Source organism: Leptospira johnsonii (assembly GCF_003112675.1).
GTDB classification, from domain to species: Bacteria; Spirochaetota; Leptospiria; order Leptospirales; family Leptospiraceae; genus Leptospira_B; species Leptospira_B johnsonii.
In genome coordinates this window covers 1,515,452-1,531,690 of sequence record NZ_BFAY01000011.1, presented here as the reverse complement: position 1 = coordinate 1,531,690, position 16,239 = coordinate 1,515,452, and the positions used below count along the sequence as shown (strand labels likewise).

At 39.9% G+C, this 16,239-nt stretch carries 20 protein-coding genes; 4 read left to right on the top strand and 16 right to left on the bottom strand.

The window, feature by feature from the left end; genetic code table 11:
• Positions 1–3 precede the first annotated feature (3 nt).
• Positions 4–1,191, top strand: a complete 1,188-nt coding sequence (ftsZ, locus tag LPTSP_RS16070; RefSeq protein WP_108929665.1) for a cell division protein FtsZ — start codon at positions 4–6, stop codon at positions 1,189–1,191.
• 1 nt (position 1,192) lies between these two features.
• Here ftsZ and LPTSP_RS16065 read toward each other — a convergent pair whose 3' ends face one another.
• The 6 genes from LPTSP_RS16065 to LPTSP_RS16040 form a co-directional block, all read right to left on the bottom strand.
• Entirely contained in the window at positions 1,193–2,266 is a 1,074-nt protein-coding gene (locus LPTSP_RS16065; protein WP_108929664.1) for a lipoprotein LipL41, read from the bottom strand.
• 28 nt (positions 2,267–2,294) lie between these two features.
• Complete coding sequence (locus LPTSP_RS16060) at positions 2,295–3,425, bottom strand: metallophosphoesterase (protein ID WP_108929663.1); 1,131 nt, start codon at positions 3,423–3,425, stop codon at positions 2,295–2,297.
• Positions 3,422–4,258 (bottom strand): bile acid:sodium symporter, encoded by an 837-nt coding sequence (locus LPTSP_RS16055; protein ID WP_108929662.1) that lies wholly within the window; start codon positions 4,256–4,258, stop codon positions 3,422–3,424. Before LPTSP_RS16055 ends, LPTSP_RS16060 begins: the two co-directional genes overlap by 4 nt.
• Positions 4,259–4,261: 3 nt before the next feature.
• Positions 4,262–4,792 carry a hypothetical protein gene (locus tag LPTSP_RS16050; protein WP_108929661.1) on the bottom strand — a complete coding sequence of 177 codons (531 nt, stop codon included), beginning with the start codon at positions 4,790–4,792 and terminating at the stop codon, positions 4,262–4,264.
• A 7-nt stretch (positions 4,793–4,799) separates the two neighbouring features.
• Positions 4,800–5,546 carry a type I methionyl aminopeptidase gene (gene map / locus LPTSP_RS16045; protein ID WP_108929660.1) on the bottom strand — a complete coding sequence of 249 codons (747 nt, stop codon included), beginning with the start codon at positions 5,544–5,546 and terminating at the stop codon, positions 4,800–4,802.
• 74 nt (positions 5,547–5,620) lie between these two features.
• Entirely contained in the window at positions 5,621–6,253 is a 633-nt protein-coding gene (locus LPTSP_RS16040; protein ID WP_108929659.1) for a low molecular weight phosphatase family protein, read from the bottom strand.
• Between the two features lie 238 nt (positions 6,254–6,491).
• Here LPTSP_RS16040 and LPTSP_RS16035 point away from each other — a divergent pair, with 238 nt between their 5' ends.
• Positions 6,492–7,481 carry an SDR family NAD(P)-dependent oxidoreductase gene (locus LPTSP_RS16035; RefSeq protein ID WP_245915599.1) on the top strand — a complete coding sequence of 330 codons (990 nt, stop codon included), beginning with the start codon at positions 6,492–6,494 and terminating at the stop codon, positions 7,479–7,481.
• A gap of 1 nt (position 7,482) precedes the next feature.
• Here the strand turns inward: LPTSP_RS16035 and LPTSP_RS16030 are convergent, their stop codons facing one another.
• The 10 genes from LPTSP_RS16030 to LPTSP_RS15985 all read right to left on the bottom strand — a co-directional run bounded on the left by LPTSP_RS16030 (position 7,483) and on the right by LPTSP_RS15985 (position 13,890).
• Positions 7,483–8,241 carry an amidohydrolase family protein gene (locus LPTSP_RS16030; RefSeq protein WP_108929658.1) on the bottom strand — a complete coding sequence of 253 codons (759 nt, stop codon included), beginning with the start codon at positions 8,239–8,241 and terminating at the stop codon, positions 7,483–7,485.
• 79 nt (positions 8,242–8,320) lie between these two features.
• Positions 8,321–8,914, bottom strand: coding sequence for an RDD family protein (locus tag LPTSP_RS16025; protein ID WP_108929657.1), 594 nt, complete (start codon positions 8,912–8,914; stop codon positions 8,321–8,323).
• A 10-nt stretch (positions 8,915–8,924) separates the two neighbouring features.
• The gene (locus LPTSP_RS16020) at positions 8,925–9,452 is read right to left on the bottom strand and encodes a hypothetical protein (RefSeq protein ID WP_108929656.1); all 528 of its coding nucleotides are present in this window, start codon (positions 9,450–9,452) and stop codon (positions 8,925–8,927) included.
• Between the two features lie 115 nt (positions 9,453–9,567).
• Entirely contained in the window at positions 9,568–10,158 is a 591-nt protein-coding gene (locus LPTSP_RS16015) for a glutathione S-transferase family protein (RefSeq protein WP_108929655.1), read from the bottom strand.
• Between the two features lie 69 nt (positions 10,159–10,227).
• Positions 10,228–10,476: an MBL fold metallo-hydrolase gene (locus LPTSP_RS16010; protein WP_108929654.1), complete on the bottom strand. Its 249-nt coding sequence runs from the start codon at positions 10,474–10,476 to the stop codon at positions 10,228–10,230.
• Entirely contained in the window at positions 10,473–10,871 is a 399-nt protein-coding gene (locus LPTSP_RS16005) for an MORN repeat-containing protein (RefSeq protein WP_108929653.1), read from the bottom strand. The genes LPTSP_RS16010 and LPTSP_RS16005 overlap by 4 nt, the downstream gene beginning before the upstream one ends.
• Before the next feature lie 72 nt (positions 10,872–10,943).
• Complete coding sequence (locus tag LPTSP_RS16000) at positions 10,944–11,429, bottom strand: MarR family winged helix-turn-helix transcriptional regulator (protein WP_245915598.1); 486 nt, start codon at positions 11,427–11,429, stop codon at positions 10,944–10,946.
• A 40-nt stretch (positions 11,430–11,469) separates the two neighbouring features.
• Positions 11,470–11,997: an acyl-CoA thioesterase gene (locus LPTSP_RS15995; RefSeq protein WP_108929651.1), complete on the bottom strand. Its 528-nt coding sequence runs from the start codon at positions 11,995–11,997 to the stop codon at positions 11,470–11,472.
• A gap of 289 nt (positions 11,998–12,286) precedes the next feature.
• Complete coding sequence (locus LPTSP_RS15990) at positions 12,287–13,105, bottom strand: hypothetical protein (RefSeq protein WP_245915597.1); 819 nt, start codon at positions 13,103–13,105, stop codon at positions 12,287–12,289.
• Between the two features lie 86 nt (positions 13,106–13,191).
• On the bottom strand, positions 13,192–13,890 hold the full coding sequence (locus tag LPTSP_RS15985) for a hypothetical protein (RefSeq protein WP_108929649.1): 699 nt from the start codon (positions 13,888–13,890) through the stop codon (positions 13,192–13,194).
• Positions 13,891–14,067: 177 nt separating this feature from the next.
• Between LPTSP_RS15985 and LPTSP_RS15980 the strand changes: the two genes are divergently transcribed.
• Positions 14,068–14,967 (top strand): FecR family protein, encoded by a 900-nt coding sequence (locus LPTSP_RS15980; RefSeq protein WP_108929648.1) that lies wholly within the window; start codon positions 14,068–14,070, stop codon positions 14,965–14,967.
• On the top strand, positions 14,964–16,208 hold the full coding sequence (locus tag LPTSP_RS15975; RefSeq protein WP_108929647.1) for a hypothetical protein: 1,245 nt from the start codon (positions 14,964–14,966) through the stop codon (positions 16,206–16,208). Before LPTSP_RS15980 ends, LPTSP_RS15975 begins: the two co-directional genes overlap by 4 nt.
• The last annotated feature ends 31 nt before the right edge of the window (positions 16,209–16,239 follow it).

The window sequence follows — 16,239 nt, the reverse complement described above, 5'->3', positions numbered from 1 at the left end:
TACATGTTACGTTTCGAAGAAGAAGAAAGATCAAACCCTGCAGTTATTAAAGTTTTAGGAATAGGCGGCGGCGGAATGAACGCAGTCGCTAGAATGGCAAATTCCAGCCTGAAAGGTGTGGAATATGTCATCATGAATACCGACGAACAGGTATTAAAACGTTCCGAAATAGAAAGTAAGATCGCATTAGGTTCCAAGACGACAAGAGGAATGGGTGCAGGAGGAGATCCTGAACTAGGTGCAAGAGCCGCAGAAGAGGATAGAGAAAAGATCTCATCCGTGATCCAAGGTGCGGACATGGTTTTTGTAACTGCGGGAATGGGAGGCGGAACCGGAACGGGTGCAGCACCTATCGTTGCAAAAATCGCAAAAGAGCAGAAATGCTTAGTAGTCGGAGTGGTCACAATTCCTTTTTCTTTCGAAGGAAAAAGAAGAATGGAGCTCGCCAAAAGAGGTGTAGAACAACTTCGCTCTTACGTAGATACATTAATTTTAGTTAATAATGAATCCATTTTCCAAGTGGTAGAAAGAGATACTCCGATCGACCAAGCATTTAGAGTGATAGATGATATTCTTTTAAATGCAGTGAGAGGAATCAGCGATATCGTTAATAATCCCGGTATCATCAATGTGGACTTTGCAGATGTAAAGGCGATCATGAGGGATACAGGCGATGCGGTCATGGGAGTGGGAGAAGGTTACGGAGAAAACAAAGTCTCCCAAGCGGTTAATTTTGCGATCGATAACGCTCTATTGGATTCTCGCTCTATCGCAGGAGCAACTTCTCTTTTGATCAACGTTACAGGAGGGACTGATCTTACGATTTCCGATTGGAACGAAGTATCCCAGATCATCACTTCCCAAGTAGATCCTAACGCAAATATCATCATCGGTTTAACCGAGGATGCGGATCTGGAAAAAAGAATTCGTATCACCGTGATCGCGACCGGGTTCAATAAAAGAGCGACCGGTATCGGATCCGTTCCTAAATTGCAATCCCAACCTCAAAGGAAAGTAGTAGGACTTCCTGAAATGGAAGAGCCTCGTCAGACTTTCAAAACGGAACCGGAAAGGATCAGCAACGATCCGGAAGCATACAGGGCACTTAAGTCCAAAAATCCTTCCGGAAACATGAAAGAAGATTATGATATTCCGGCTTTCTTAAGAAGAGGAGAAAAAGGAAGAGGGTAATTTACTTTTCTTCGGTCGCCTCTTCCTCTATCGGAGGAGGCGCCATCAATTCTTTCAGCTCTTTTAGATAATCATCTTCCGGGCCTCCCAAACGGATTGCCTCATCGTAAAACTGAATCGCCTTTTGGTAATCCCCTTCCGAAAAATAATATGTAGCTAAATTCGCCTTAGCCGCCCAAGATTTTCCTTTTGCTTTTAGGTCCGCTTTTTCCCAAGCAGCTTTAGCTCTCTGGAAATTCGGATTTTCTCCGGCGATCTCTTCGTAACCTTCTAAAAGAAGCGCTTCTACTTCCGGATTTTCATCTTCAGTAAAAATAGAAATATCTTCCGATTCAACTTTTGGAGAAAGTCTCCTTTGTATTTCAGAAATAGACTCATCTAAAGCTGTGGAAAGAGAAGGGAGTATACTAGGACAGCTAACGTCACCTACTCCATTGAAAATGATAGAAGGTTTGCTAATGACAACCTTCAGAGTCTCTCCTGAATCAATCCGGATCAGATTGGCTTCTATAGGAATATAAACTTTTCGCACACCGGTGGGTTTTACTATAGGATCGTTTACGAGAGAAGAGGCAGCTCTGCTCAATTGTCTGTCCCTATCCTTTCCTGCGGCGGCTACCCTAAGAACAGCCATCCCAAGAGCAAGATAATCCATTTTGCTTTCCACATAACATTGGGACTCGGGTTGTTTGACGGAAACGTATAAAATTGCATCCGCATCCAATAGTGCTCCGATCTTCTTTCTGTTCTTTTGTATTCCTTCGAAAGAAAGTTCTTTTTCTTCCAGAATATCCGCTCTGTCTTTTAGATCCAAAATCTTAAAATAAGAATCTTTTGAAAAACTTTCATAAATTTTTCCGGGGACCATTAATATGAAAGAACGATTACTTTCGTGGCCCCATATTTCGGAATTCATAGGCTCTAACGTAAATGCAACTGTCCTTACCCCATTTAAGAATTGTTTTAAGTCCCTTCCCTCTTTTGTAGAAGGATACTTAGGATATTCTACGGTTACGGATTGGCAGGTTATAAAAACCAAAAGCAAACAAAATAGAAAGACTGACGTAAACCGCATATCGGATCGGACCCTTTCTGAGTAAATTTTAGATCCCGTTTTTCACGGTTTCTTTCGTGGGATTCGCAGGTAGGAGTTCCAACAAAATCAAATGAGGTCTTGCACCGAATCGGATCCTTGGCGCCACATGACCTTCTGCCCCTAAACCTCTACTAACTATAATATCAGTATTTTCGTAAGAGTTCAATCCCCCGGCTGCAATATGACGAGGGACCCTAGAGAGAGTTAAAATTGGACCAAAAAAAGGAACCTGGACTTGTCCACCATGAGTATGTCCCGCTAAGATCAAATCCACTTTTTCATTCGGTTGGTGCAAAACAGAATCAGGATAATGACTGATCAGAATGGAATAAATATCCTCAGGGATCTCCCTTCTCAAATTCCAGATCAAAGTTTTGTTCCTATAATCAGGTAAACCTAATCCGATCAAACCGATCTTATTTTTTCCAATCTGGATGACCTTTGATTTTCGATCCCAAAGAACTGAACCAGTTTTAGAAGAAAAATCAGTATAGCGCAATATATGATCCACATCACCTGTAACAAAAAAGAATCCATTATTACTTTTGAATTCTTTCAAATAAGAAGTTACGATCGGATATAAGGAAGCATGATTCATCACGTCTCCGGTAAATAAGATCAGGTCCGGTTGGAAACGATTTGCTTCTTCCCTAACTTCTAGATGTAGATCTCTTATATCATCGGTTTGTAGATCGGAGATATGCACGATCTTGATGGGAGAAAGTATCTTATCCGATCGGATCTGGATATGTTCTACATCCAGAAAATTCGGCTCCCAAACCTCCGAGTAAAATTTGATACAAAGCAAGAAGATAGAAAGGAACAAGAAAGAAATTCTCTTGGAAAATAGAAAATGAACTAATCCTAATATAGGAAATGCAATTGTAAGAACGGTCCAAGCGATCCTAACACGAATAAAAGAACTCACATCCAAAATCAAAGGCACAGCGCACGCAAGAACCAGATAGATCAGAGTGAGAATTAAAATTCTTTTATAAAAAGAAAGATCCCATTCCTTAGAAAAGATAAACTTTCTCTTATCCAGCAAGAATACAAAAAGAAATAAAGTAAAAGTAATAATTACTATAACATCTATTATGAAATTGGATTTAGAATACGCATTCAAATAAAAATTCATATTTGAACCTTCTTCCTTCCATTCCAAAATTCAGCGACAATAGCACTCAACAAATACATTACGGTTCCGTACATAAGCACAGTAAGCAATGTCTCACTTTGTTTGATATGCAGTTCAGCAAGAAGTAGAGCCAAAGATAAACTTCTGATCGCAGAAACCATGGACAAGGAAGCTCTAACTTCTTGTGTGGAATTGAACATAAAGATGCCAGGGAGAAAAGAAAATCCTACCGCCACAGCGGCACAGGTCCAAGTAATCCAACCTAGACTCAGTGCATATTCTCCATACTGAAAGATCAAAAGTAAGATCGCTAAGACCAAACAGAAAGTGCTGAATCTTTCCACCCAAGGAGCAATTGGATCGAAAATTTTAGGGAAGAAGTATTTACTCAGAAGTCCGAGCAGTAAAGGTAGACCTTGCAAAAATGTCCCGATCAAAAAAAGTTTTAGGAACAGATCGAAATTAAATCCGGAACCGCCTTGGTAGATAGAAAAGATCAAAGGAGTAAGAATAGTATTCGCACCGTTCAATAATGCGATCAACATTCCGCCCAATGCTGGATTTCCTTTTGCTCTTAATACGAACAAACCACCTGAAGCTCCTCCGGGCGAAGCTGCACAAAGAAAAATTGCAGCAAATGCAAGCTCGGATACACCTAAAAATTTTCCTGCAAAGAATACAGATGCAGGAAGAATCCCGAAATTCCAAAAGAATGCAAATACTAAGATCGGAACAAATTTGGACCAAGAGCCCAATTCCTTTTTTTCTATCCTGAGTCCCAAACCGAACATGGAGGAAAGGGACAAAAGAATGAGTACGATCCGTATTAACATTTTCTAATTTTGAGAAAGATTTTTTTTAAGGAAACTTCTCTCCTTAATCGTTTGTGAGATAAAACTGGAGATCGCAAAGAAAAAAGCGAATCCTAAGAAAAAGTAAGGAGCGATAGAGACCCGCTCTTCCGAAATATTATTCTGCACCAGCATTCCATAGAAAACCACTACGAACAATGCGGCAGGAACGGTGAGAACGGAACCTAAGTTGATGAACAATTTATACTTAATAGATCCATTCTCCTCCTCCTTAGCATAACCGAAAGACCATAACCAGTTCCGATGTTTTGCTACTTGAGAAGCATTCTGGAAAAGAAGTTTATCCCCTTCCTTCTGAACGGCATATCCTGCCTTTCCGAATTGAGAAGAAGCAGAGTTTAGATCCGACTTCAATTCTCCTGATAAAATAGCAGGGAAGAAGGAGCCGAAATTTTTCTTGGAAAAAGTTTCCTTTTGTTTTCTATCCCATAGAGCTATAACGAATACAAGAATGAAAATCAAGATAGGAAGTAAGTTTAAAAGTATAGTGATCATCTTTGTTTTATGCCGCTGTTAAAATAATCGGTCCAAGCTCTGTGACAACAACTGAATGTTCGAACTGAGCGGTAAAAGAACCGTCAGGAGTTTTCAAGGTCCATCCATCCGATCCTTCTACAAAGTCTTCTGCTCCAGTCGAAACAAAAGTTTCGACTGCGATGACCTGTCCCGATTTTAGAATCCGCTTATCTCTTGGTTCGTAATAATTACAAATATCGAATGGTTCTTCATGAAGAGATTTACCGACTCCATGTCCGCATAAGGTACGGATCACTTTGTATCCATTCTTCTTAGCCGTATTCTCTATTGCCTTGCCGATAGAATTCAGTTTTTGTCCTGTTCTTACACCTGAAAGGGCAAGCTTCAACGCTTCGGAGGAAACATCTAAAAGTTTGCCTAAACCTTTATCGTCTTTTCCAACGATGAGGGTAAAACCGGTGTCGGCAAAATATCCATTTAACTCCAAAGAAACATCTAGATTCAGAAGGTCACCTTCTTTCAAAATACGGTCGTTTGGAATTCCATGAGCAATCTCAGTATTCAAGCTGATACAAGTATAGCCCGGGAATTTATACATGAGTTGTGGAGCGCTTCTCGCCCCAAATTTTGAAAAATAAGAATGAGCGATACAGTCCAGTTCTTTGGTGCTGATCCCAGGCTTAGCAGCTTCTCTCATCTTGACCAAAGTTTCAGCAGTGATCTTGCCTATCCTTTGTAATGCTTTCAGATCTTCTTGGTTACGGACCGTCATAAATATTAGTTCTACAGAAAGAAATTAGGTGGCAAACGATAAATGTAGGAATTCCAACAAGAACCGAAAGAATCTCAAAGTTTCTGCTTCACTTCCCGGAAAGTATAAAGAAGTTCAGAAGCAATCTGATCGCAGGTTTGCAAATATTTCTCCAAAGGATTTTCGGAATCGTCCGCAGACTTCGGATCTTCAAAAGGAAGAGAAATCCTTGCTTCCGCTCCTGGAACATAGGGACAAGACTCGTCCGCTTGGGAACAAACCAAAACCGCTATGAACTCGGAGGTGGGATTAGGTGCATCTTGGAATTTTTTAGAATAAGCGATCATAGCAGGAGCTCCATCCGCCCACCAAATAGAGTATTTAGGATTACGAGGAGGTCCTTGGTTTTCAAAACGAAATCCGCAGTTCTCCAAAGCATTCACCGCATTCGGATGTAACTCGGTGATACTTGTTCCTCCCGAGAAAGATTTAATCCCAGGAAAATCAAAATAATGAGGAATACTCGCAGCAAATGCCTGAGCGATCTGGCTCCTTCTCGAATTATGAGTACATATAAAAACTAAATTCGCTTTTTGTTTGGTCTCAAAAGATTGGAGAATACTTTCCGCCAAAGAAGAAAGCACCGCCTTTCTTTCCTTAGAGATCTTATCGATCAAAGAAAGTTTTGAATCCAAATATGTTTTTAAAGGTTGGAATAAAGGAGACATTCAGGGAAGTTTAAGTTCCTTTTTCCAAGGAGCAAGCTAGATTTTTTAGGCTTTGACAGATTTCAGATTCTCAAGGATCTATTGCGAAATCGAAAAGGGACTCATAATGTTGTTAAAGAAGAAAAAAATGGATTTGGAAACAAATATACGAAAGGCAAGCGAGCTGCATAATTATATTAGCCGAAAAATTAAAGATCATAAAGCTCTTTATTCAAAGAGCGGTTATGAAAGAGATTTGATGGTTCTTGATAAAATGAAACGTGGGTTTCTATCTAAAGATATTAGCTCTTTAACTTGGCTGAAAGATGAGTCGAAAGGAATCGCAGACACTTTAGGTTCGCATGTTGAAGAACCAAATTTCTTGAATAAGATTTATGATTTATTAACCATACTCGATCAGATTTTAGTTGAAATCAAAAAACCTAATTTTCAAAAAACAGTTCTTATTACCGGAGGGTCTTCCGGGATCGGCAAAGAACTTTCTATCTTATTATACAAACAAGGTTATCAAGTATTAGTAGTCAGTATTTCCAAGGAAGAATTAAAACTTCTTCATAAAGAATGCAAAGAGATAAATCCTTCCGGAAAATTAGAAACCTTAGAAGCAGATCTAACTCAAACGGAAAGTATTTCTAAAATCCTAAAATGGATCTCCAAATTAAATTTGGAAGTGGGTGTGTTAGTCAATAACGCAGGATTCGGACTTTGGGGAAAATCCTGGGAGCTTTCTTCCGAAAAAGTGGATTCTATGCTTTTACTCAATATAGGTGCAGTTACGAGACTTTCTAACGAATTTTCTAAAAGGATGATCGAACGTAAGCATGGCTTTATATTGAATGTTGCATCCACAGCTTCTTTGCAGCCTCTCTCTTATATGGCAGCATATGCAGCAAGTAAATCTTATGTGGTTAGTTTTTCAGAAGCGTTGGCCGCGGAACTTGCTCCTTATGGGGTCAAGCTTGGGATCTTGTATCCAGGAACGACTAAGACAAATTTTCTTTCCGTCGCTGGGATCCATAAAGAAAACAAAAAAGGATCCTTAGGAAATCTTGCTTATTCCATCGCAATGGATCCTAAAGATGTAGCTAAGGTCGCATTCAATGCGATCCAAAACGAAACCAAAAGATCGGTTCCGGGATTTATGAATAAGGCGCATTATTATTCTACTAAAATATTTCCTTCTTGGATCGTAAAAAGGATAGCGGATCGGATCTTTAAAAAAGAATAAACTATACTTTTACATTCACGCCGTAAAATTCAAGAGCATTCGAATATAATACTTTTTGCAACAACTCACCTTCGAATGTATCCGTTACCAGATGCAGATCTTGCTCAGTAAAAGGAGCAGGAGAACGGGTAGATGGAAGATCCGTACCAAACATCAATGCATCCGGATTGATCTCTGCAATTTCCACCAAGGCGGATCTTATATCCATATTGGTCCTGCCGAATCCTGTGGCCTTTACTCTAACTCCCTTTTCTACCAATCTTAAAATGGTAGAAAATCCTTCCTTAGATAGTCCTAAATGGTCTATGGAAACCTTGGGCAGAGACAATAACACTTCTTCCAAAAATTCGTCTACCTCTTTGGCATCGATATAGAGTTCCACATGCCAACCTGCTATATCATAAACCCTGGCACCCAATTCTTTTATTTTAGAGATTTCCTCGGAGCCTCCCCTTCTTACGTTAAACCTTACAGCTCTCACTCCCGATTTATGAAGATCCAAAATTTCGGAGTCTTTAGTATTTGCGGGGAGCTGGGTCACACCTACATAATTTTTTCCTAATACGGAGAGGGCATCCAACAAGTAAGTCTGATCGAAAACCTGGAAGGAACCGGAAACAACAGCGCCTCCTTTGATCCGAAGCCAATCCGCTTGTTTATTATAATCCGAGACCGTAAATGGTTCCGGCAAAAAGCCGTGATTGGGCACCAAAGGAAATCTTGGATCGATAATATGGAAATGAGAATCGAAGATCCGCATTTTTGTAGTATAACATTTACAGAATATGAGTCAAGAGATTGTAGCTAAGAAATTTATTTCCCGAAAAGGCCTAAGAGCCTTATTCGGCTTTATAACGAAGCACTCTGGTTCCTGCAAAAAGATCGTGCAATGCGGTCCTTTTGTGAGAAAAGAAGATATAAACCACTGAAATCCCATAATATAAAATGGAATCCCAGAAGGTGAAATTGTCCAAAGGATTCCATTTGTTCAAGATCCTATGAACACCGGCCAAAGGTAAACCTTCCATTTCAGCCTGGTGTTCCAGAAATATTCTGGAATCGTAGACGGCGCTCATAATAGTTACTAATGATAATGCAAGCTCGGGCAAGATCCTAATAAAAGACCGGCCCCATCCCAAACACCTTTTTCCCGAATCGATAACAATTATCCCGGCGAAAGCCTTACCAAGGGTCCTTCCGAATAACGCATGCATTACGAATCTGTACCCTACATAAAGTAGAGAATGTAAGGCAGTATAGAAGGGGAACACCTCGTATACCATCTTATTGTGATAATAAAAAACCATGATCTGAGGAAGCAAAACAGGGCATAGGATCAAAAAATCCAGAAACTGAGCGTAAACTCTTCTGCTCAAACTCGCATATGCAAAATGTTTTTCTTCAATATTAACTTTCTCGAATATACTCTTCATTTGCCAATAATTATAGGATATTTCTAAAATGAAAAACGAACCATCTTAGTTCTTTGCCGCTTTCGCAGAGATAGAATCCGTCTTTATGAGTTACAACAGAAGGGTCTTTGGAAATTTCCGCCCAAAATCCTTTGGGACAAGGTTCCCACCAGTCTGGTTTACAATTTCCTTGATCGAAATTTTCAGGCCATTCGCTAGGATAAGAATCGAATCTATGGTTCAAGCCGGGATGATTTTTGAATCGTTCCAAAATTGTTTTTCTAAACTCGGCCCCTTCTACCTTATATTTAGAGAAAACCACCCAAGATTCTCTAAACCCGCAACGTTTGATAAAGTAATCCGATACACCATTTGGGACACCAAGGATGCCGAACTTCTCCGCCTGTGCCCTTGTTAGGCCCTTAAATTCAAAACGGTCCGTAAAAACCGGAACCTCCGAGCCATTCCGAAAGAAAAAATATAGAAAGATCCCTAAAACGATAAGAATAACTGCGATACCGCACGTTAGTAAAATCTTGAAAGGAAAATATTTCGCCATTTTTTCGCCGGGATCGGATCGGCCGAATCTTAACGGTAGAATATGGAAACCAAAAGTAAGGAATCAAGGAGAATTTAGAAAAGCATATTTGTGTATTCCTTCCGATGTAAACCTCTCAGTATATCGGAATAAAATCTGGAATCTCTCTTATCCTTCTTATCCAAGAACTCAGATTCGGAAAATCGGAAAGAGGAAAATGACCTTCTTCCGCCACATGTGTATATGCAAAGAGAGAAATATCCGCGATGCTAGGTTGTTTGGAGCCGAAGAACTGATTTTTACTAAGATGATCATCCATGATCCTTAGTGCATCCAATCCTTTGATATGATTTCCAGGGATTTTAGGATCATCCTTTTTATTTTGGAAATGGATCAACCAACGATTCACAGCGATATAAGGTTCATGGCTATATTGTTCGAAGAACATCCATTGTAATACCCTCGACTGGGCCAAAAGATCGGCAGGGAAAAAGGGAGTTTCCTTTGCTAAGAAGTATAAGATCGCGTTGGATTCCGAGAGAAATTCTCCTGAATCCAATTCTAAAAGAGGAACTTTACCTACGGGGTTTTTAACAAGAAATTCCTGGGTCTTGGTTTCACCTTTTCTAGTATCAGTCTCAATCCATTCATAAGGAATTTTCAAAAGATGCAATAACAGTTTAATTTTATAACAATTCCCGGAAACGGAAGTACCGTAAACTTTCATTCTTGGTTGCCTAAATAATTCAAGATCTAACGAACCTAAACGTTAGGTAAAGATCCGCAATGAAAAAAATTATTTAGGGACTTCTAACAACTCTAAGGTACGTTTCAGACTTTCTCTTCCTCCCCAAGCAGTATCCACAAGAACTACACCTTCTTCCGTTTCAACGATAAGCCCGTTAGAAGGAAAATACGCGTCTTTTAAAAGTTTATAAGACGTATGCACATAAATATTTTTTCCAATCACGGAGACCTGGATCTCAGGCTCTTTCCCATAAATGGCAATTGAAAATGAAAATAATAAAAAGATAATATATTTCATTTTAGATTTTTAGCTAAAACCTGGCCGTCGTCTTTCCATTGCCCTTCATAAATCAGATTTCCTTCCGAATCGGTTAATTTACCAAGACCGTTCCTCTTATTCAATTTCCATTCGCCTTCGTAAACAGTCCCGTCGGCGTATTTATAAATTCCTATCCCTTCTTTATTTCCTCGATCCCAATCACCGTCGTAAGACTCCACACCGCCAAGCACGAGTTTTCCTTTACCGTGAGCTAAACCGTTCTGGAAACTACCATCATAACGATACGATCCGGAAAGGACCTTGGTCCCGATCCCGTTCTTACAATCGCCGGAAACACAACTCGGAGAAAAAAAATAATACGCGAAAAATAAGACAACAGGGAGCAAAAGGATAGGATAAAAGTTTTTGTTCATTGCCTTGTCAGAAACCAACTTGAGCTCAAAGACTCCATATTATGGAAAAATAAATGAGTCACTTCCAATCTGCTATTCAGATTTGGAAAATTCTTTGAAGTTCCTTTTACGAACTATGGAGTTCAATCTTTTTAGTAATCTTTTCAGATCGTCTTCTCCCATAGCTTCCGTAACTGCGGCTTGAGCTTCTTCCCAAATCGGATAAGCGATCCTTAAAGCTTCCAAACCTTTTTGAGTTAAGATCACCTTTCTGGCTCTTTTATTCTCGGAAGGGACATCTGCAACGTAACCTAACTCTTGCAAAGGAGTCAAGTTGCGGATCAAAGTAGTTCTATCTAAAACGAGAAGATCGGCTAATTCTGCAAGGCCGAGACCGTCAGTTGCGCCAAGAGTATGCAATAAACTGAATCTTTGAGAAGTAAGCCCCGCCTTCTCCAATTCTCTATCATAAAATTGAGTGACTGCCCTAGACGCCCTGCGCAGATTAAAATTCACACAACTTAAACCTGCGCTAAGCATATCCGCTTTACTCGGAAATTTTTCGGACTTCCGAGTCATAGTGTTTTGAGACTTCTTGGACATAGGATCAAAAAGACTATCAGTCTTGGGAATATTTTCCCTCCGATACTTGTTTTCGCAACTGTTTTACCCTATCTTCGAAAGAGCCTTCTTCCAAACCTGGCTCATCAAATATAAAACTACCTAAAAAGGACATCATCTCCTGGTCATGACGAACAGGACGTCCCTTTTGCAGATCAATAAAAGAAAACTGAGCTCTCAAAACAGCTTTCAGACGAGATCCTTCCTTATCTAAAAGTAAGTACTCATTATGGATCGTTGCAGGGGTCAGTTTGATCAAACGAGTCACAATTTTCACAACATCGTTCTGTTTGACCGGCTCCAAATACTGGGTCTCCACTTTACTCACCACCCAGGATTTGCCCGAACTAGATCCGTATTCATAGAAATCGAAATTAGCAGTTTCTCTCAACTGCTCCGAACGAGCCTCCAAAAAGTAATCCATATACCTTGCATTATTCAAATGACCAAAAGGATCACAATCTTGGAAACGTATCCTGGCAAAACTATGGGGGGAAAGCACCGGTTTATCTATCGTCAATTCCATACCGAATCTCCTAAGAGAAATAATGTGCACTTACATATATGTAATTACACATGTGTAACTACAGGAATTAGACTCCTCCGAATCTCGGTCAAGATAAAAAATCCCTTTTTCGTGCTGTTGGAATTCCTACATGGGTTTTAAAACGATCCCCCACCCTCCTTCGGGATTGGGGGGAGTGGCTCGTGGGAGAGCTGTCATTCGCCTATCATAGAATTTCATTTTGGGCAAACGAATTTTACCTCTCCCTTTGTTGGAATTCCTACAAAGAATTATCAATCAATCTCAAAGATCACTCCAACTTAGAAGGCAAAAGATCTAACAATTCAGACCAGCGTTTTTTGTCTTCCTGCCCTATCTTCCCTCTTCTATCATACCGAATATTGTAAATTCCGAATTCCCCTCGATACAATTTAGAAACTTGAGAAGAAGCGGACTGTTTTCCACAACCTGAATGTTCCCAAGAATAAGAAATTTTTCCTGATCTTTCCGATTCTAGATCCCAAAGAACATTTGCACATTCCTTCTTCTTACCCGACTCTAATAAAGAATAAATTTCGGAAGGAGAAGAGGCCCTCACTTTATAAACATGAATGGAAAGCATTTCATTCCAAAACAATAGAGACTCCGACTTTGGGACGTACTGCAATAATGCTTGGTCCATTCTATCCACATCGGAGACTAACCTCCAGTCTCTTCCATCCAAACGAATGGTCTCACCTTCTGCATCTAAAGAAAGATCCTTTCTAAACTGTCTCTTATCAGACTCATGGATGGTAATTTCAGTTTGCAAATGAGTGATCTGTTCATTATCGTTTCTTAATGCGATCCGGATCCATTTATGAGTTGTCCCTATCTTTCGGATCCAATCCTTGTTTTCGGAAACTTCTACTTTAAATTTTAAAAGAACGGATCCTGCGGGAAGTGCCTTAGCCTGTTGGAATAACAAAACATCGGACGAATTTTCATTTAATTCAAATCCCTCTAAGCCTACTAGAGCCGGATTTTTTACCATCCCTTTCAGGAAGATCTCTATCTTTTTAGGTTCCGTTTTGTAAAAGACCTTCTCTATCTTAAACCAATCGTTCTCGGTTTTCTTTTTGCGGACCATATCCGGAAAACAAAAAGTGAAGATAAATATGCAAAAAAGAAAAATTACTTTTTTAGAATGCGAATTCTTGTTAAAAAGACCCAAATTCAGCTCGCAACAAATCTTTTTCGAATAGAAACAAGATGCGCGAATAGCACAGAAGGAACTATAAAAGAAGGCAGCCATACGTACGGAAATTGGAACACTGCAGTGTTCGGTCTGTCAAAAGATAATTTTTGGAAAGGTCCAGGTGCAGATAAGATCCCCAAGACCACTATATTCAATAAAGATAAAAGGCCTACTATATTCCAAAATAGAATCCAATTTTTAGAAGATGTCGGTTTATTTAAAATGAAATAGGCAGCAATCGGCGCAGTCAGTCCGATCAGAATGTCGAAATTCCAGCCTGCAAACGTCATACTGATTGGGACCCAACCGTACATTGCCAACCAGTACAAAACTAGTTCCACTGGTATCCTTGCCAAATGTAAGTAGGTTAAATTCTCCCCCGGGATCTGGCCCATCCAAGCTCTACTAGAAGGAAATACAAAAAGTAAAACCAAGAACAAGATCGGTGGAACCACCATACACAAAAATCTGGGAGGAAAGGAATCAGTGACTAGATAAAATCCGGTCCCACTTAAAATCCCTTGTAATACAAGCCAGAGCGCTAATGCCAAAAGAATCAGAGAAGAACCAATCCAATTTTTTCTAGAGCCTAAGACCAGAGAGAAAAAATATCCTAAAATAGCAAATACAGTAGAACCGAAAACTATTGGAACAAGTGGTGGGAGATGTGCCGACATTACAATCTCCAAAAGGAGGCCCAAATCATTGGAATTTCATAAAATAAGGCAATCATTTTCCTTGAAATTCTATTCAATTCTTCGTCATCCTTTTTCACCTAAGCGCCGTATTTTGTTGGAATTCCTACAAGATTCCCTTCTAATACTAGGATAGAACTAGTTTTTCCAGGATAAACCATGGCCTTCCAGAATTTCCCTTTTTCGATCTCTCGATCTAAACTTTTTCAATTTTTTGCAATCTTACTCATCTCTGTTTCTTTAATCGGAATACTTGCTGAACCCAAAAAGGGAGTCCATGAAGACGTTTTCGAATACAAGGTAAAAAAGAATGATACCTTATCCAAGATCGCAAAGGAATTCCTTCAAGACCCGAGGAACTGGAAAGAATTATTAAAATATAATGAAATTCCAAACCCTTCTTTGATTAGAGAAGGCACTACACTTTTGATCCCGGGCTTTTTAAGAAAGGATACCATCTCTGCAACCGGAGAAATTATAAAACCAAATGCTGGTCCTGTGGCAGTCGCTGATTTCCAAAAAGGACAGGTACAATTCTCCAGAGATTTTACTCCGACCGGACTTCCTGCAAGTTGGTCCAAACTTTCCAAAGACCAGTTATTGAACATGGACGATTGGGTCCAAACAGGACAAGGCTCTTCTTCTAAGATCATATTCACTAAAAATGGAACCGTTGTAGAGCTAAGAGAGAAGACTTTAACTAGGATTGTAAAAACAACTTCAGAGTCCATTTCAGAATACAAACTCAACAAGGACGGAGGAATTCTTGAACTCAAGTCAGGATATTTGGAAGCTAAGGTTCCTCCTAAAAAACCGGGAGATGAAACCCGCAAATTTATGGTCGTCACCCCCACAGCAGTGGTGGGAGTGAGAGGAACTGAATTATATGTAAGTGCTCCCGATCCTGAAAACACTACAGTAGGATGTTACAAAGGAGAATTAGAAGTTTCCGCAGAAGGAAAAACAGTGGCGGTCCCTGCAGGATTCGGAACTACTGTGGTAAAAGGACAAGCTCCTTCCAAACCGGAGAAACTTCCCGAAAAGGTTGAGTTAGAGTGAGAATTCTGGACCGGAATATTATAAAATTTAAATTTTCATTTTTATTATCTTTCCTGCTTCTACTTTCGGGAGAGGCATTTTCTGAACAACAAAGAGTTAGCCTTCGCTGGAAGCCCAGCCAAGGCGCTGAAAGTTATTTATTAGAACTTTCCGAAGACCGAGATTTTCTAAGAGTTCATCATTTTTATAAGACCAAAAACTTCCGTTACGAATTCAATTCGCAAGATTCCAAATTTTTTGTGCGTGTGGTCGGGATCAATATGGACGGAGTAAGAGGAGTTTCTTCTCCTGTAATTTCTTTGGCGGATAAATTTGCTGCAGCTCCTAAGGTTAAAGTAGAGAGGCCTTCTACAGTAGTCGCTTCTTCCGAAGAGTTGAGGATCTCACTGGGTGATCCTCAGACTAGCGGACCTTCTTCCAACTCCAATTCTCCTGGCTCTCCGAATTCACAAAAGCAAGTCCCTATCTCCACATATTATAGAGTGAATGGAGGAGAATGGCAGAAATACGAAGGGTCCATCTCTCTTTCTCAAGAAGGTTGGAACGAGGTTGAATTTTACTCCGAAGATATATTAGGAAATAAAGAAACACCTAAAAAGACAAAGTATCTAAAAGACACCACTGCACCCCAAGTCCGTCTAATAGGAGAAAAGAAGGGACAGTCAGGCCTGATAGAGATCAAATCCGGAGCAGAACTTACATTACAAGTTACTGAAGAAGGTGCCGGAATGGACGAGATCACGATCAACCTTGCCGCAAGAGATGGAAGTGGAGCAGAAGTGAATCTGACTCTTTCGGGAGAAGAAGCCAAGAAGCCGATCAAAATTTCTTCCTCAGGTATTGATGGGCTTTCTATTCTTCGTTGGGAAGCAAACGACAAAGCAGGAAATTATATCCAGTCGGAGATCCCATTATTAATAGATGCAAAACATCCTACATGTGTATTTGCTCCTACCGAAGGTAAGCTAAGAGAGGATGGGATCTATTATTTAAAGGAAAACGGGCTTATAGCAATACGATGCGAAGACCCAGGCACAGGATCAGGACTTTCCAAATTGGAATATAAGATCGGTAATGGTCCTATTCAACCGTATCAAAATCCGATAGGATTCAACTCCGGAGTTCACTCAGTAACGGTTTATACATCCGATAGAGCCGGAAACCAAGCAGAGTTCAAGATCAAAGTAAATGCATTAAAGCCGGATTGGCAAAAGACCGGATCCGAACTCCAAGAAAAATAGTTTATTAGATTTGTATAAAGAAGAAGGGATC

Bases quoted from the DNA above. Each gene is read 5' to 3' on its own strand.
- LPTSP_RS16055 (WP_108929662.1), bottom strand. From the start codon at position 4,258: ATGTTAATACGGATCGTACTCATTCTTTTGTCCCTTTCCTCCATGTTC.
- LPTSP_RS16005 (WP_108929653.1), bottom strand. From the start codon at position 10,871: ATGAACAAAAACTTTTATCCTATCCTTTTGCTCCCTGTTGTCTTATTT.
- LPTSP_RS16065 (WP_108929664.1), bottom strand. From the start codon at position 2,266: ATGCGGTTTACGTCAGTCTTTCTATTTTGTTTGCTTTTGGTTTTTATA.
- LPTSP_RS16025 (WP_108929657.1), bottom strand. From the start codon at position 8,914: ATGAAGAGTATATTCGAGAAAGTTAATATTGAAGAAAAACATTTTGCA.
- ftsZ (WP_108929665.1), top strand. From the start codon at position 4: ATGTTACGTTTCGAAGAAGAAGAAAGATCAAACCCTGCAGTTATTAAA.
- LPTSP_RS15985 (WP_108929649.1), bottom strand. From the start codon at position 13,890: ATGTCGGCACATCTCCCACCACTTGTTCCAATAGTTTTCGGTTCTACT.
- LPTSP_RS16050 (WP_108929661.1), bottom strand. From the start codon at position 4,792: ATGATCACTATACTTTTAAACTTACTTCCTATCTTGATTTTCATTCTT.
- LPTSP_RS16040 (WP_108929659.1), bottom strand. From the start codon at position 6,253: ATGTCTCCTTTATTCCAACCTTTAAAAACATATTTGGATTCAAAACTT.
- LPTSP_RS15980 (WP_108929648.1), top strand. From the start codon at position 14,068: ATGGCCTTCCAGAATTTCCCTTTTTCGATCTCTCGATCTAAACTTTTT.
- map (WP_108929660.1), bottom strand. From the start codon at position 5,546: ATGACGGTCCGTAACCAAGAAGATCTGAAAGCATTACAAAGGATAGGC.
- LPTSP_RS15990 (WP_245915597.1), bottom strand. From the start codon at position 13,105: ATGGTCCGCAAAAAGAAAACCGAGAACGATTGGTTTAAGATAGAGAAG.
- LPTSP_RS16010 (WP_108929654.1), bottom strand. From the start codon at position 10,476: ATGAAATATATTATCTTTTTATTATTTTCATTTTCAATTGCCATTTAT.
- LPTSP_RS16030 (WP_108929658.1), bottom strand. From the start codon at position 8,241: ATGCGGATCTTCGATTCTCATTTCCATATTATCGATCCAAGATTTCCT.
- LPTSP_RS16020 (WP_108929656.1), bottom strand. From the start codon at position 9,452: ATGGCGAAATATTTTCCTTTCAAGATTTTACTAACGTGCGGTATCGCA.
- LPTSP_RS15995 (WP_108929651.1), bottom strand. From the start codon at position 11,997: ATGGAATTGACGATAGATAAACCGGTGCTTTCCCCCCATAGTTTTGCC.
- LPTSP_RS16000 (WP_245915598.1), bottom strand. From the start codon at position 11,429: ATGACTCGGAAGTCCGAAAAATTTCCGAGTAAAGCGGATATGCTTAGC.
- LPTSP_RS16060 (WP_108929663.1), bottom strand. From the start codon at position 3,425: ATGAATTTTTATTTGAATGCGTATTCTAAATCCAATTTCATAATAGAT.
- LPTSP_RS16015 (WP_108929655.1), bottom strand. From the start codon at position 10,158: ATGAAAGTTTACGGTACTTCCGTTTCCGGGAATTGTTATAAAATTAAA.
- LPTSP_RS16035 (WP_245915599.1), top strand. From the start codon at position 6,492: ATGGTTCTTGATAAAATGAAACGTGGGTTTCTATCTAAAGATATTAGC.